Genomic DNA, 15,183 nt, shown 5'->3' on the forward strand with positions numbered 1-15,183 from the left:
CTCGCACGTTGAACCTGGTCGATGCCTATCGGCCGGCTTCCGCCAGCTCGACAGTCTCGACCCTGACCTCCTCGGACTGTTCGAGGGCGGCGATCAGGTCCGCCTCGAAGTCCTCTTCGGACTTGTCGTCCTTTGAGAACGAGAGGGCGACCTTGGAGGAGCGGGCACAGATGTTCCCGTGCCCTTCGAGACCGACTTCGAATTTGCGCATACCGTTCCCCGATCTTGTCGAGGCCTACGAGTCGTAGGCGAGGTTGGTGACGCGCCCAGTATCACGGCCTCACCCATTCGGGTGCAATGCCCATGTCCGGATGGGGACGTCGGCGAAGCGACGTAACCCACCGAATCGGCCGGTATGGTAATGGCGTTGCGCGCCTTGCGGTCACGGCCCGTCGCGGCCCCGCTTCGCGCACGCGCGCGCCGCGCGGCTACCATCGGCTCGGGTCGACATCGAACCAGGTGCCGCGCGGGTGGATTCCGCGAACGAACGCGTCGTCTTCATCTGCGAGGAACTCCATGCGCATCCGCCGCAACGCCCGCCGGACTCCACCGGACCCGCGAGCGCGCGACGCCCGACCCCTTCCGGCCCTCGGCCGACCACTCCACGACCGACGCGGCGCACCGCGCGGGCCCGTTCGCGCCCCGGGCCGCCGAGGTCACCCTGAACGACCACAATGGAATCCGACGACGAGGTGAGCATCGTGACCGCACCGACCATGCAAGACGCCCTGGCACGCCTGACCGAATTCTGGGGCGGCCGCGGTTGCCTCACCGTGCAGCCGATGAACACCGAGGTCGGCGCGGGGACGCTCAACCCCGCGACCGCGCTGCGCGTCCTGGGCCCCGAGCCGTGGAACGTCGCCTACGTCGAGCCCTCGGTCCGCCCCGACGACGCCCGGTACGGCCTCAACCCCAACCGCGTCCAGATGCACACCCAGTTCCAGGTGATCCTCAAGCCCGAACCGGGGAACGCCCAGGAGGTCTACCTGGAGTCCCTGGCCGCCTTGGGCATCGACACCCGCGCCCACGACGTCCGCTTCGTGGAGGACAACTGGGCCTCGCCTGCGCTCGGCGCCTGGGGCCTGGGCTGGGAGGTCTGGCTCGACGGCCTGGAGATCACCCAGTTCACCTACTTCCAGCAGTCCGGCGGCGTCACCCTCGACCCGCCCGCCGTGGAGATCACCTACGGCATGGAGCGCATCCTCATGGCGCTGCAAGGGGTCACGCACTTCAAGGACATCGCCTACGCGCCCGGCATCAGCTACGGCGAGGTGTTCGGCCAGAACGAGTACGAGATGTCGCGCTACTACCTCGACGACGCCGACATCGCGACCCACCGCGAACTGTTCGACCGCTACGGCGACGAGGCCGCGCGCCTGGTCGAGGCCGACCTGCCGATTCCCGCGCACGTCAACGTCCTGAAGATGTCCCACGCCTTCAACGTGCTCGACGCGCGCGGCGCCGTCTCCACCTCCGACCGCGCCGCCGCCTTCGCCCGGATGCGCACCCTCGCCAACGGCGTCGCCACCGGCTGGATCGCCAAGCGCGCCGCCACCGCGCCCACGCCCGCCGAGCCCGTCGCAGCCGCGGTACCCGAGGCGGTCGCGGTGCCCGAAGGGGCCGGGCCGCGGACGGCGGTCCTGGAGATCGGAACCGAGGAGATGCCCCCCGCCGAGGCCCGCACCGCGCTCGCCCAAGTGGAGCAGCGCCTGCGCGCGGTGCTGGGGGCGGCCCGCCTCGAACATGGTCCGGTCGCCGTCCACGCGACGCCGCGGCGGATCACCGCCCGCATCGAGGCGGTCGCCGCGCGCGAAAGCGACCGCGAGGTCACCGTCCGCGGCCCGAAGGTCGCCGCCGCGTTCGACGCCGACGGGAACCCGACCAAGGCCGCGCTCGGCTTCGCCCGCGCCAACGGCGTCGACGCCGCCGACCTGGTCACGGTCGAGGCCGGCGGCGCCTCCCACGTGGCGTGCACCCGCACCGAGACCGGCCGCGACGCCCTCGACGTCCTCGCCGCGGCGGTCGCCGAGATCGTCACCGGTCTGCGCTCGGGCAAGAACATGCGCTGGAGGGACCCGAAACTCGCCTTCACCCGGCCCATCCGCTGGCTCTTCGCCATGTGGGGCGACCTCGTCGTCCCCGTGGCCGTCTCCAGCCTCGCCGCCGCCGACGGGACGAGGGTCCACCGCTCGGACGCCGAACCGGTCGTCCGCGTCCCCGACGCCGACGCCTACCTCCCGACCCTGGCCGCCGCCGGGATCGTCCTGGACGAGGCCGAACGCCGCGCCGCGATCCTCACGCAGGCGAGCGCCGCGGCCGAGACCGCCGGGGGCCTGATCGACTTCGACGCCGAAGCGGCCCTCGCCGACCAGGTCGCGTTCCTCATCGAGCAACCGACCGCGGTGCTCGGCTCGTTCGATCCGGATTACCTCGAACTGCCCGAGGCGATCCTGACCGGCGTCATGCGCAAACACCAGCGGTACTTCCCCGTCCACGACCGCGAGGGGCGCCTCATGCCCCACTTCGTCGCCGTCGCCAACGGCCCCATCGACACCGACACGGTCCGCGAGGGCAACGAGGCGGTCCTGCGCGCCCGCTTCGAGGACGCCGCGTTCTTCTACCGCGCCGACCTCAAGACCCCCATCGCGGACATGCGGCAGCGGCTCGAACGCCTCTCCTTCGCCGAGGGCCTCGGCTCGATCGCCGACCGCGCCGACCGCGTCCGCGCCCTCGCCGCCGACGTGAGCGAGCGCCTCGCCCTGGACGCCGACGAGCGGGCCGTCCTCGACCAGGCGGCGCGCCTGGTCAAATTCGACCTCGGCTCCCAGATGGTCACCGAGATGACCAGCCTCGCCGGCACGATGGCCCGCGTCTACGCGATCGAGGCCGGGCACGACGAGGCCGTGGCGCAGGCCCTGTTCGAGGCCGAACTGCCGCGCTTCGCCGGCGACCTGCTCCCCGCGAGCCCTTCGGGCGCGGTCCTGGCCTTCGCCGACCGGCTCGACTTCTTCGTCGGCCTCGGCGGCACCGTCGGCCTCCCGACCGGCTCGAAAGACCCCTTCGCCCTGCGCCGCGCCGCCATCGCCCTCCTGACCATCCACCGTGGACGCACCGGCTTCAAGGACCTCTCGCTCGCCGCCGCCCTCCGCGAGGCCGCCGCCCGCCAACCCGTCCCCGTCGGCGACGGCCGACTCGACGAGATGGCGGCCTTCCTGCGCGACCGGCTCACCCAACAGCTCGCCGACGAGGGCCGCCGACCCGACTTCATCGAAGCGGTCGCCCCCTTCGCCGACCGCCCCGCGCTCGCGGCCGAGCGCCTCGCCGAACTCGAAGCGCTCGCCGACGACGAGCGATTCCGCGCGCTCGCGGCCGCGATCGGCCGGGTCCGGCGCATCCTTCCCCCCGACGCCGCCGCGACCGACGAGACCGACCTGCTCACCACCGACACCGAACTGGCCCTCATCGACCAAGCCTGCGCCCTTCCGGACACCGCCCCTGAGCGCACCGGCCTCGCCGACTGGTCCGCGGCCGCTGCCGGACTCCCCGCCGCCGCCAACGCCTTCTTCGACGACGTCCTGGTCAACGACCCCGACCCGAACACCCGAGCCCAACGCCTCGCCCTCCTCACCGCCATCGCTCAACGCGCCGAACGACAACTGGATTGGAGCGCCCTGCGCCTGTAGCGCACGCTCGGAGCGTGTGAGCACCCGGCGGCGCCTCACCTCCTCGCCCGCACCCACGCCTCGGTCAGGATCGCGTCCCAGGCGATCTCGGCCGCGCCCGTGAGGGGGCCCGCGGCGCCGACCGTGCCGGACACGATTCGGGGCGGCTCGTCCCTGCGGAAGGCCATGAGGCCCTCGGCGCAGTGATCCTCGATCACCTCGCGCCGCAGGCGTATGAGGTCCACGCCGAGGCCCGAGAGGCTGATCGCCTCCGGGTCGAGGGCGTTCGCCAGCGCGCCCAGGCCCCTCCCGAGCGCCGCCGCGTTCGCGTCGACGGCCGCTCCCGCCTCCGGGTCGCCGTCCTCGGCGCGGCGCAGGACCTCTTGCGCGAGTTCGCGTCCGGTGCCGTAGCCGGGTTCGCCGCCGAAGCGGCGCATGAGCGCGTTCGCGCCCACGTCGAGGCTCCAGCATCCGAGCACGCCGCACATGCACCGCAGCGCCGACCCGGTCAGCGGCATGTGCCCGAACTCGCCCGCGATGTTGTGCGCCCCGCGCTGGGCGTCGCCGCCGAGCAGGAGCGTGCCGCCGATGTCGAAGTCGATGTGGAAGTGCATCGCGGTCCCCATGCCGCGCAGGGCCCCCCGCCGGGCCTCGGCGAGGCCCGCGAGGCGCGCGTCGTTGTCGACGGCGGTGGTCGGCCAGTCGGCGCCGATGAGGTCGTCGAGTTCGACGTCCTCCCATGCGAGGTGCGAGATGTGGAGGCGGCGGCCGTCGCGGATCGGCCCCGAGGTCGCGAAGCCGACGACGGCGAGCCGCCCGCTCGCGTGCCGTTCGATGGCCGCGCGGATGTCGGCGAAGGCCCGCGGCGTCCGGTCGTGCTCGCCGCCTTCGAGTTCGGTGATCGCGCCGCCGAGCGCGACCGACGCGAGCGTCCAGGCGTCCTCCCGGAAGTCCACCGCGAAGGCGAGCGGCCCGTCCGGGTGGGGGACGAGCAGCGTCGTGGGCCGCCCGCGCCCGCTCGTCTCGGCCGGGACCTCGTGCAGGAGGCGCGCCCGTTCGAGCTCGGCGACGAGCGCTCCGGCGGTGTTGCGGCCGATGCCCAGGCGCCGCGCGGCGTCGGCGCGGGTGAGCGGCGCGTCGGCGTCGTGGACGGCGCGCAGCAGCCGGACCTGGTTGCGCGTCCGGAGGTCGGCGCTCGTCATCGTCTGTGGCATGGCGTGATTATGTCAGCCCTCCATTTTTTGTTCAAGTCGTGAACAAAAAACGTTGACGACGGCGTCGGACCCTTGTTATGTTCGATCCCGGAACAAAACACTCCGCGCCCGAGAACACCCCGCACCCGACAGGACCCTCATGACCGACCCGCTCGCACTCCGCCGCGCCCGCATCGGCCTCCACGGCGCCTTCGCGACCTCCGGATTCGTCATGGGCGCCTGGGCCGCAGCGCTGCCCGGCATCGACGCCCGCCTCGGGCTCGGCGAAGCCCGCCTCGGCGCCGCGCTCCTGCTCGTGCAGCTCGTCGGCCTCGCCGCGATGGCCGTCGCGGGCCGCCTCGCCGACCGCATCAGCAGCCGCCGCCTCCTCCTGTGGACCGCCCCGGCCACCCAGCTCTCCCTCCTCGCCCCCGCGCTCGCCCCGAACTACACGACGCTCCTGGGCGGCGTCGTCCTCTACGGCATCGGCGTCGGCCTCATCGAAGTCGGCATCAACGCCCACTCCGTCGAACTCGAGCAGCGCTACGGGCGGCCCATCATCTCCGCCTTCCACGGCCTGTGGAGCCTCGGCAGCGCCGCCGCCGGGGCCGCCACCTCCCTGCTCCTGGGCATCGGCTTCGACAACCGGGCCATCCTCGTCGCCGTCGCGTTCGCCTGCGCGATCCTCATGGCGCTCTTCACACGTCCGCTGCTGCCGCCACCGGGTCGAGACGCCGCCGGCGGCAGCGGCGGCACTCCCGCGAACGCCGTCCGCATCGGCGCCCTCCTCCTCACCGCCCTGTTCCTCCTCGGCGCCGGCGGCACCCTCGTCGAATCCGGCGCGATGGACTGGGCCAACCTCCACGCCGCCAACGTCCTCGACGCCGACGAGGCCCTCGCGCCCCTCTCCTTCACCGTGTTCGCCTGCGCCATGACCGTCTTCCGCCTCCTGGGCGATCCCATCCGCGCCAGGCTCGGCCCCGGCCCCACCCTCGCCTGGGCCGGCGGCCTCGCCGTCGCCGGATACGCCCTCGTCCTCGCCTCCCCCTTCGCGATCGGCCTCCCGCTCGCATGGACCGGCTGGATCCTCGCGGGCTCGGGCATCGCCGTCATGGTCCCCGTCGTCTTCAGCGCCATCGGCGAAGCCGGGGGCTCCCCCTCCGACGTCGCCCTCATGTCCATGTCCGGCTCCGCGGGCCTGCTCGTCGGCCCCGCCGCCATCGGCTTCCTCGCCGGCGGCACGAACCTCACCGTCGCCCTCCTCGTCCCCGCCGCGCTCGCCGCCCTCATGGCCCTCACCGGGCCCGGCGCCATGCGCGCCCTCCTGTGCCGCCCCGCCGACGCGAAGGCCCCCGCCCTCGTCGACTGAAGCGGCCCGCGTCACCCCCGCGCCCGTCGCCGCCGCGCCGGGCCCTCACGTACACTTGTCGGCGCAGAAGGGGAGTAGCTCCCAACGCCGCGGTCGACACACTGGTCTCTCTGGGACCCGGCCGCGCGGCCTCGGTCTCCGGGGCGAGCGAGACCTTCGACCAAGGCCGTACGGCCGGGTCGAGGTCGCAGACTGCCCTCCTCCCGGCCCTATCACTGGGAGGATCACCCTCGATGGAACTCTTCTTCGTCGCAGCCGCCGTCGCGTTCGGCGCGATTTTCGTCGGCGAACTGGGCGACAAGAGCCAGCTCATGGCACTGAGCTTCGCCACCAAGTACCGGATGCGCACCGTCATCCTCGGCCTCGTCATCGCCATCGGCGCCCTCATCGGCCTGTCCGTCGGCGTCGGCGCCGCCATCGGCAACTTCCTGCCCACCGACTGGATCCGCCTCGCCGCCGCATGTCTGTTCATCGGCTTCGGGCTCTGGGGCTTGCGCGCCGGCGGCGAGGACGACGAGGAGCACGAGGTCAAGGTCCGCCGGTCGGGCCTGCTCACCATCATCCCCGCGATGTTCCTCGCCGAGTTCGGCGACAAGACCATGCTCATCGCCATGGGCATGGGCTCCAGCTACAACCCCTGGGGCGTGTGGATCGGCGGCACCGCCGGGATGCTCGCCGCCGACCTCCTCGCCGTCTTCGCCGGCGCCTGGGTCGCCAAGCGCATCCCCGAGAAGGTCGTCCGCTACGTCTCCTCCGGCCTGTTCCTCGTGATCGGCGTCCTGCTGGGCATCGAGGCCGTGACGGCGCTCGCGGACTAAGCTGGCGGTCATGCCGAAACCGGACGAGAACCTGGACACCGCCGTCATCTACACGGACGGGGCCTGCTCGGGCAACCCCGGCCCCGGCGGCTGGGGCGTGTACTTCAAATGGGGCGACCTGGAGAAGGAGCTGTACGGCGCCGAGAAGGCCACCACCAACAACCGCATGGAGCTCATGGCGGCCATCCAGGCCCTGGAGACCCTCAAGCGGCCCATGGCGGTCACGCTGTACACCGACTCCTCCTACGTCCGCAACGGCATCATGACCTGGATGCACGGCTGGAAGCGCAACGGCTGGATCAACTCCAAGAAGGAACCGGTCAAGAACGCCGACCTGTGGCGGCGCCTCGACGAGGCCGCCGCGCGACACACCGTCGACTGGCGCTGGGTCAAGGGCCACGCCGGCGACCCCGGCAACGAGCGCGCCGACAAGCTCGCCTGCCAGGGCCGCGACGAGGCCGCCGGGCGCCGCTGAACGCACCCGCGGACCGCCGCCGCGCGGCCCACACCGGACCCGGCCCCCGCCGCCCGACCACGATGAGAATGGAACAATCACCACCATGAGCGACCAGGTACCGTCACGATTCTCCGGGGGCGTCGACCTCAGCACCCTCGCCGCCGCCGCGCAGCAGCAGGCCGCGCAGGCCCAGGCGGGGCAGCCCCACCAGCACGGCGCGCCCGGCGGCGTCCTCGCCGTCGACGTCACCGACGCGACCGTCCAGACCGAGGTGCTCGAACGCTCGCTCGACGCGCTCGTCATCGTGGCCTTCTGGGCCGACCAGGTCCCCGAGAGCCTCCAGGTCCGCGACCTCCTCCAGGGCCTCGCCGCCGAGGCGAACGGCGCCTGGGTCCTCGCCAGGGCCGACGTCCTCCAGAACCAGCAGCTCGCCGCCGCACTCCAGCTCCAGGCGCTGCCGGCCGTCGTCGCGCTCGCCCAGGGCCGCCCGCTCGACATCCTCCAGGGACCGCAGTCCGAGCAGGCCCTGCGCCAGTGGCTCGGCCGCGTCACCCAGGCCGCCGGACTCGACGTCCCCCAGCCCGTCGACCCCGAGCTGGCCGCCGCCGAGAACCTCATGGTCGAAGGCGAACTCGACGCCGCCGAGGCCGCCTACGACAAGTACCTCAAGAACCACCCGGCCTCCGGCGAGGCCGAGGCCGGGCTCGCCCAGGTGCGGATGCTCCGCCGCGTCGGGGCCCTCCCCGACAACGCCGTCGCCATCAGCGACGCCGACCCCGACAACATCGACGCCGCGCTCGCCGCCGCCGACCTCCAGCTCCTCTCGGGGCAGGCCGAGGCCGCCTACGAGCGGCTCATCGCCCTGGTCGCCAAGCACTTCGGCGACGAACGCGAACGGGTGCGCAAGCGCCTCGTCGAGCTGTTCACCGTCGCCGGCGTCGACGACCCCGCCGTCGCCAAAGCCCGCCGCAAGCTCGGAGCCGTCCTCTTCTAGACTCCGATCCCCAAGGGACACAACACCTTCGAACCTCCGCGCCGTCCACGGCGCGGAGGTTCGCCCGTTCGGCGCCCCGACACCGCCGAACGGCGCCCCTGACCGCCGGACGGTGAGTTCGCTTTCCCGACCTGGTGCCGAGGCCGTGCACTGTGTCAAGCTAGCGAGGCCGGAACTGTGGTGGGGAGGTGAGCGTTGCCAGCGACTCGATCGAGACGCATAGCGGTCCTCGACGCGCCCTCGAACCTCGGACTGCGCCCCCCGACCCCCAGCACCGTCCCCGGCTGCGCCAAAGCCCCCGGCGCCCTCCGCGACCACCGCCTCCTCACGCGCCTCAACGCCCTCGACGCCGGCTGCCTCACCCCGCCCCGCTTCGACGCCTCCGCCTGGCGGCCCGGCGACGGCGTCGGCCAGGCCAAGGCCATCGCCGAGTACACCCGCCGCCTCGCCGACCGCGTCGAACGCCTCTGGCAGGAACGCCGCTTCCCCCTCGTCCTCGGCGGCGACTGCTCGATCCTCCTCGGCCCCGCCCTCGCCGCCCGCCGCCGCACCGAACGCGACCGCAAGAGCCGCGGCCTCATCCACATCGACGCCCACTCCGACTTCCGCCACCCCGGCAACTCCCAGTACGTCGGCGCCGCCGCCGCCGAAGAGCTGGCGCTGGCGACCGGCCGCGGCCAGCCCGACCTCACCGACATCGGCGGCCTCCGGCCCTATGTGGACTCCGACCACCTCGTCATGCTCGGCCTGCGGGCCGACGACCCGCACCGCGTCGAGCTCGAAGCCACCGGCGTCGCGATGCGCACGGTCCCGGCCCTGCGCGCCGGCGGCGTGGGCCGCAGCGCCGAGTGGGCCCTGGAGGCCCTCGGCGACGTCACGACCTTCTGGCTCCACGTCGACGTCGACGTCCTCGACCCCTCCGTCATGCCCGCCGTCGACGGCCCCGCCCCCGGCGGCATCTCCCTCGGCGAACTCAGCCAGATCATGACCACCTGCGCCGCCGACGACCGCTGCGTCGGCATGGACCTCACCGTCTTCGACCCCGACTACGACCCCGACGGCCAATACGCCAAGGCCCTGGCCGACCTCCTCGTGGAAGCCCTCCAGTAATCGGATGGCGTCGTCGCCGTTTCGCAGCCGCCACCTTCGCATATTGATGCTCTGGATGGTCCTTCCCAGCATCGCCGCGGCTTCTTCGACGGTGTTCTCGCGGACGATGAGGTCCTCTTCGACGGTCCAAGGCTTGCGGCTGACGCCGTAGCGGCCGATCTTGTCGGGCGGAGGTCGCCAGAGGGCGACCTGCGCGGCGGCCAGTCGCTTGCGGTCGATGCCGAGAGCGGTGGGCGAATGCCAGGCCCACGCGGCGAGCTTGGCGGCAGGGAGATTGACGACCAAGATGTTCATGACGCCATCCCGTTTGTTCGGCCGAGGATTTCGAACGACGCCGCAAACCTCGGCGATGATTTCACAGAAGAACTCGGCCATCGCCATGCTCGCGGTCACGAAGCTCACGAACGGCTGGCCTTTGCCCGTGAATCCGACGGCACCGTCGCCGTCGAGTAGCCCGCGCACGTAGTCCGCCTTCGCGAACGGCGGTTCGAGCGGCTTGAGGATCTTCGACTTCCTACCCGGCGGCACGCCGAGTTCCGCGATCGAGCGCCGAGCCGCCTGGTTGAAGAACCCGAGGACTGCCGATGTGTAGGCCTCGCTGAAGTTCGTGGTGCGGGTCCGGTACCGGATCGAGGAGTAGCAGGGCAGGATCGCGGCCAGGCGAGGCAGGACATCCGCGTCCCTCGCCGACAGCTCCAGAACCACTTTGCCCTTGCCTGCGAGATTGCCGGAGTGCGAACCGTCGGTCTGCAAGAGGCCGATGAGGTATGAGATTTCTGGTTTCACTGGATCGAACATGTCGCAAACGTAGGAACGCGGTCCGACATTCTTTGGACCGTAAATCCGACGTTAGCGATGCGGATCACGACAGGGTGCACGTTCATGCCTGACGGTCCGCGGATGAGTACCTGAAAAAACATGTTGATGATTCATGCACTGGCATAGGAACATTGACACCGCAGCTCGGCCGGTTGTCTACAATGTCCCCGTTGAGAGGAGCCCCTCCATGTCCTTCACTGAACTCGCATCCAAAGCGGCTCCGATCCGCCTGTGGGGCGACGTCGACACGGTCGAACCGCAGGCGCGCGGGCAGCTCTACAACATCGCAAAGCTCCCGTGGGTGCACGGCGTCGCGGTCATGCCCGATGTGCACTACGGCATCGGGGCCACGGTCGGCTCGGTCATCGCGATGCGCGGTGCCGTATCGCCCGCGGCGGTCGGCGTGGACATCGGCTGCGGAATGACCGCGCAGCGCACGTCGTTGACGGCCGAGGATCTGCCCGACGACCTCGCACGGCTCCGCTCCGCGATCGAGGCCGCCATCCCGGTCGGCCAGGCCATGCACAAGAGTTCAGTCGACGTCGGGCATCTCAACACCGGCCTGCACGGCTGGCACGAGTTCTGGTCCGGATTCAACGATCTGGCACCGCAGGTGGCTCGTCGAACCGAGGCCAAGGCAATGAAACAGCTTGGGACACTAGGCCAAGGCAACCACTACCTAGAGTTTTGCCTGGCAGATGACGGCGAAGTCTGGCTGATGCTGCACTCCGGTTCCCGCTACGTCGGCAACGCGCTCGCGCAGCACCACATCGAGAAGGCGAAGGGCCTGCCGCACAACGCGGACCTGCCCGACCCCGATCTCGCGGTGTTCATCGCCGACACGCCCCAGATGGAGGCGTACCGGCGGGACCTGTTCTGGGCGCAGGAGTACGCGCGGCGGAACCGGGCCGTGATGATGGCGCTGTTCCGGCAGGTCGTCAAGAAGCGCTTCGCGAAGGCCCGCTTCGATCCGGAGATCTCGGTCCACCACAACTACGTGGCCGAGGAGACCCACGACGGACAGGAACTGCTCGTCACCCGCAAGGGCGCGATCCGGGCGGGCCTGGGCGACATGGGGATCATCCCCGGGTCGATGGGCGCCGCGAGCTTCATCGTGCGCGGCCTCGGCAACGCCGACGCCTACGAGTCCGCCTCGCACGGCGCGGGCCGGAAGATGAGCCGGAACGCGGCGAAGAAGCGGTTCACCGTCGAAGACCTCATCGCCCAGACCGAAGGCGTCGAGTGCCGGAAGGACCCGGGCGTGCTCGACGAGATCCCGGGCGCCTACAAGGACATCGAAGCGGTCATGGCCGCCCAGCGGGACCTGGTCGAGATCGTCGTACGCCTGCGCCAGGTCATCTGCGTCAAGGGCTGACCGCCCCGAAGGCCTCCCGCCGTTAACGCCGCGGCGGGAGGCCTTAGCGCGTTCAGGCGGCGAGATCCAGGACCCAGGTGACGCCGAAGCGGTCCTTGAGTATCCCGTACAGGCCCGCCCACGCCGAAGGGCCGAGCGGCTGGATCACCGTCGCGCCTTCGGACAGGCGCTCCCAGGCGGCGGCGAGCTCGTCCGGGTCGTCGCCGCGCACGGAGACGAAGAACGGGTCCTCGCCGCGGCTCCAGGGCCGCGGCGTTCGCCGACCTGGCGGCCCGCTTCGGCGAGGCAGGGCGCCATGTCGGTGGGCCCTCCTGAAAACCGGTGTCCCCCCGGGCCGCCGGTTTCGTATGCTCCGGGCGTGATCGGGTTCGAAGCGTTGCGCGGGTTGCATCATCGGGAGGCGGCGGGGCGGCTGGCTGTGGCCGGTTGGGGCGTGTGCGGGGTGGGGGACTGGGCCGTCGTGTGGCGGTCGCCGGACGGGCGGGTGGTGGCGCGGGTGTGCGCGTTCGAGCCCGCGTACGGCGTGTTCGTGGAGCTGTGCCGGCGCCTCGAAGGGCACGCGGTGCTGCCGCGGATCGACTTCGACGCCGAGCTCGCCGGAGGCGGGCGGGTGACGGTCATGGAGCACCTGGCTCCGGCCGAAACCGAGGAGCGCGAGGCCGTCCTGGCCCGTTGGGACGCCGCCGAGCCGGGTGACCCGGTCGCCGCGGTGCGCGCGGCGGCCGAAGCGCTCGACGCCGAGGCGGCGCGCGAGGTGCCGTTCTGGGGCGGGCTCGACCGCAACCCGGGGAACGTCATGCGGCGCGCCTCGGGCGAGCCGGTGCTCGTGGACCTGTTCTACGCCAACGGCCTGGACATCTACAAGGCCCTGGTGGAGGACCCCGCGGCGGTCGCGGCGGCCTTCCCCGCCGAGCGGCGGGAGTTCATCTGCGAGATCGCCGTGATCGCGCGCGAGTCCTCCCCGGAGCAGATCGCCGCCCTGCGGGCCGCGGCCGCCTCGATCGCGTAGCTACCGCCCGGCGCTGACGAGGGGCATGACGATGTGGTCCAGCATCTCGTCGATGACCGCTGCGGACGCCGGGCGGCCCTTCATGAGGAAGTGCTGGGTCATCATGCTCGGGGCGAGGTTCACGATGCGCGGGTGGAGCGCCTCGGGGCGGACCGTGCCGTTCGCGATGCCGGACTCCAGGATCTTCGCGAAGACCCGGATGCGCGGCTGCTCGATCGCCTCGCGGATCTTCTCGGCCTCCTCCGCGTCCGAGGTGGCGCGCAGTTCGCCCACCCATCCGCGCATGGCCTCGCCGGCCGGTCCGGCCTGGTTCTCGCCGATGCGGAGCATGACGTGCCGCATGTCGGCCCGGACGTCGCCGCTGGGCTCGAACTTCGTGTCGACCGCGGTCGCCATGTAGCGCGCCGCCGCCCGGATGAGGTGCGCCCGGTCGGGCCAGCGCTTGTACAGCGAGGCCTTGCCGGCCTTGGCGCGGGCGGCGATGGCCTCCATGCGCAGGTTCGCGTAGCCGACTTCGGCGAGTTCCTCCAGGGCGGCCTCGAAGATGGCGCGTTCGAGGTCGTCGCCGCGCCTTCGCCCGGCTGTGGACTCGGTCACCGCACTCCTTTCGATAGTGAACGATTCGTTCACTAAATGCTAGCTTGTAATAAGAGACGCTCCGTTCACTACGGTCGCGTCCCGGAAACCACCACGTTCTCGGCCGCCGGCCCGCCGTCCGTGCCCCCGGCCCTCCTCCCGAAACACCATAGGAGGCAGTCCTTTGACCGCCGTAACCGACGCTCCGCCAGCTCCGGCGATGAGCCACCGCGAGGTCATGCGCGCCCTGTCCGGGCTGCTCATGGTCCTGTTCGCGGCCATGGTCTCCTCGACCGTCGTCTCCGTCGCCCTCCCGCAGATCGTGGGCGACCTCGGCGGCACCCAGTCGCAGTACACGTGGGTCGTCACCGCGACCCTCCTCGCGAGCACCGCCTCGACGCCCATCTGGGGCAAGCTCGCCGACCTGTTCGACAAGAAGCGCCTGCTCCAGATCGCCATCGCGATCTTCGCGCTGGCCTCGCTCGCCTGCGGCCTCGTGGAGAACACGGGCCAGCTCATCGCCCTCCGCGCCGTCCAGGGCCTCGGCATGGGCGCCCTCCAGGTGCTCGTCCAGGTCATCATCGGCGCGATGGTCAGCCCGAAGGAACGCGGCCGGTACAACGGCTACCTCGGCGCGGTCATGGCCGTCTCCACCGTCGGCGGCCCGCTCCTCGGCGGCGCGATCACCGACACCGACTGGCTCGGCTGGGAATGGTGCTTCTTCCTCGCCGTCCCGATCACCGTCGTCGCCTTCTTCATGCTCCAGCGCACGCTCCACCTCGCCGAGTCCAAGAAGCCCGACACGAAGATCGACTACCTCGGCGCGAGCCTCATCGCCGCGGGCGTCAGCCTGCTGCTCCTGTGGGTCACGTTCGTCGGCAACGACTTCGACTGGATCTCCTGGCAGACCGCGCTCATGGTCGCCGGTTCGGTCATCCTGCTCGGCGGGGCCGTGGTCGTGGAGACGAAGGTCCGCGAACCGGTCGTGCCCCTGCACGTCATCAAGCGCCGCGACCCGGCGCTGGCGGTCGTCGCGAGCCTCGCGGTGGGCATGGCGATGTTCGGCGGGGCGGTCTTCCTCGGCCAGTACTTCCAGATCGCCCGCGGCTACTCGCCGACCGAGGCGGGCCTGCTGACCATCCCGATGATGTTCGGCGTCATGGTCTCCTCGACGATCGCCGGGCGCCTGGTCTCCAAGACCGGCAGGGTCAAGCCCTACATCCTCACCGGGGCGCTGGTCCTGACCGGCGGGTTCACGATGCTCGCGACGATCGACCACACGACCTCCCTGGTGTTCATGGGCGTCGGCATGTTCCTCGTGGGCACCGGCGTCGGCATGGCGATGCAGAACCTCGTGCTCGTGGTCCAGAACTCGGTCCCGCTGCGCGAACTCGGGGCCGCCTCGGGCGCGATCGCGTTCTTCCGGTCCCTCGGCGGCACCATCGGCGTCTCGGTCCTCGGCGCGGTCCTGGCCAACCAGGTCGCCGACAAGATCGCCTCGGGCCTGGCGGCCCTGGGCATCGACACGAGCGGGAGCCTCGGCGGCTCGACCCTCGACCTCGACGCGATGCCCGCGCCGGTCGCCGAGGTCGTCCGCGCCTCCTACGGGGACGCGACCGGGCACCTGTTCATGATCTCGGCCTGCATCGCCGCGGCCGGGTTCATCGCGGCGCTCTTCCTCACGCCCGTGAAGCTCCGCGAGACCGTCGACATGGTCGAGGAGATCGTCGAGGAGATCGCCGTCGGCGAGGAGACCGTCCTCGGCGCCAAGTAGCGCCACCGCAGACCCCGGGCCCGAGCC

General features: G+C 71.4%; 14 protein-coding genes. 10 read left to right on the forward strand and 4 right to left on the reverse strand.

What is annotated here, in order from left to right:
- Positions 1 to 25 precede the first annotated feature (25 nt).
- Entirely contained in the window at positions 26 to 211 is a 186-nt protein-coding gene (locus tag E9998_RS12130; RefSeq protein ID WP_136529962.1) for a hypothetical protein, read from the reverse strand.
- 490 nt (positions 212 to 701) lie between these two features.
- On the opposite strand from E9998_RS12130, the gene E9998_RS12135 reads away from it, so the two are divergent.
- Positions 702 to 3,683: a glycine--tRNA ligase gene (locus E9998_RS12135; protein WP_136529963.1), complete on the forward strand. Its 2,982-nt coding sequence runs from the start codon at positions 702 to 704 to the stop codon at positions 3,681 to 3,683.
- 35 nt (positions 3,684 to 3,718) lie between these two features.
- Here E9998_RS12135 and E9998_RS12140 read toward each other — a convergent pair whose 3' ends face one another.
- On the reverse strand, positions 3,719 to 4,876 hold the full coding sequence (locus tag E9998_RS12140; RefSeq protein ID WP_136529964.1) for an ROK family transcriptional regulator: 1,158 nt from the start codon (positions 4,874 to 4,876) through the stop codon (positions 3,719 to 3,721).
- Between the two features lie 139 nt (positions 4,877 to 5,015).
- Here E9998_RS12140 and E9998_RS12145 point away from each other — a divergent pair, with 139 nt between their 5' ends.
- The 7 genes from E9998_RS12145 to E9998_RS12175 all read left to right on the forward strand — a co-directional run bounded on the left by E9998_RS12145 (position 5,016) and on the right by E9998_RS12175 (position 11,797).
- Positions 5,016 to 6,224 (forward strand): MFS transporter, encoded by a 1,209-nt coding sequence (locus E9998_RS12145; protein ID WP_136529965.1) that lies wholly within the window; start codon positions 5,016 to 5,018, stop codon positions 6,222 to 6,224.
- 233 nt (positions 6,225 to 6,457) lie between these two features.
- Positions 6,458 to 7,042: a TMEM165/GDT1 family protein gene (locus E9998_RS12150; RefSeq protein ID WP_136529966.1), complete on the forward strand. Its 585-nt coding sequence runs from the start codon at positions 6,458 to 6,460 to the stop codon at positions 7,040 to 7,042.
- 10 nt (positions 7,043 to 7,052) lie between these two features.
- The gene (rnhA, locus tag E9998_RS12155) at positions 7,053 to 7,517 is read left to right on the forward strand and encodes a ribonuclease HI (protein ID WP_136529967.1); all 465 of its coding nucleotides are present in this window, start codon (positions 7,053 to 7,055) and stop codon (positions 7,515 to 7,517) included.
- A gap of 85 nt (positions 7,518 to 7,602) precedes the next feature.
- Positions 7,603 to 8,493 carry a co-chaperone YbbN gene (locus tag E9998_RS12160; RefSeq protein ID WP_136529968.1) on the forward strand — a complete coding sequence of 297 codons (891 nt, stop codon included), beginning with the start codon at positions 7,603 to 7,605 and terminating at the stop codon, positions 8,491 to 8,493.
- A gap of 195 nt (positions 8,494 to 8,688) precedes the next feature.
- Positions 8,689 to 9,603: an arginase family protein gene (locus tag E9998_RS12165; protein WP_136529969.1), complete on the forward strand. Its 915-nt coding sequence runs from the start codon at positions 8,689 to 8,691 to the stop codon at positions 9,601 to 9,603.
- Positions 9,604 to 9,840: 237 nt separating this feature from the next.
- Positions 9,841 to 10,056, forward strand: a complete 216-nt coding sequence (locus tag E9998_RS12170) for a hypothetical protein (protein WP_136529970.1) — start codon at positions 9,841 to 9,843, stop codon at positions 10,054 to 10,056.
- A 553-nt stretch (positions 10,057 to 10,609) separates the two neighbouring features.
- A complete protein-coding gene (locus E9998_RS12175) occupies positions 10,610 to 11,797 on the forward strand; it encodes an RtcB family protein (RefSeq protein ID WP_136529971.1) in 1,188 nt (395 codons plus the stop codon).
- Between the two features lie 52 nt (positions 11,798 to 11,849).
- Here E9998_RS12175 and E9998_RS26945 read toward each other — a convergent pair whose 3' ends face one another.
- Entirely contained in the window at positions 11,850 to 12,191 is a 342-nt protein-coding gene (locus E9998_RS26945; protein WP_338029411.1) for a VOC family protein, read from the reverse strand.
- Between E9998_RS26945 and E9998_RS12185 the strand changes: the two genes are divergently transcribed.
- Complete coding sequence (locus tag E9998_RS12185; RefSeq protein ID WP_136529972.1) at positions 12,156 to 12,806, forward strand: hypothetical protein; 651 nt, start codon at positions 12,156 to 12,158, stop codon at positions 12,804 to 12,806. The genes E9998_RS26945 and E9998_RS12185 overlap by 36 nt on opposite strands.
- Here the strand turns inward: E9998_RS12185 and E9998_RS12190 are convergent, their stop codons facing one another.
- Positions 12,807 to 13,403: a TetR/AcrR family transcriptional regulator gene (locus E9998_RS12190; RefSeq protein WP_158299788.1), complete on the reverse strand. Its 597-nt coding sequence runs from the start codon at positions 13,401 to 13,403 to the stop codon at positions 12,807 to 12,809.
- Between the two features lie 199 nt (positions 13,404 to 13,602).
- Here E9998_RS12190 and E9998_RS12195 point away from each other — a divergent pair, with 199 nt between their 5' ends.
- Positions 13,603 to 15,156, forward strand: coding sequence for an MDR family MFS transporter (locus E9998_RS12195; RefSeq protein WP_192907088.1), 1,554 nt, complete (start codon positions 13,603 to 13,605; stop codon positions 15,154 to 15,156).
- Positions 15,157 to 15,183: the final 27 nt, after the last annotated feature.

This window comes from Glycomyces paridis, assembly GCF_004912155.1.
Classification (GTDB): Bacteria; Actinomycetota; Actinomycetes; order Mycobacteriales; family Micromonosporaceae; genus Glycomyces; species Glycomyces paridis.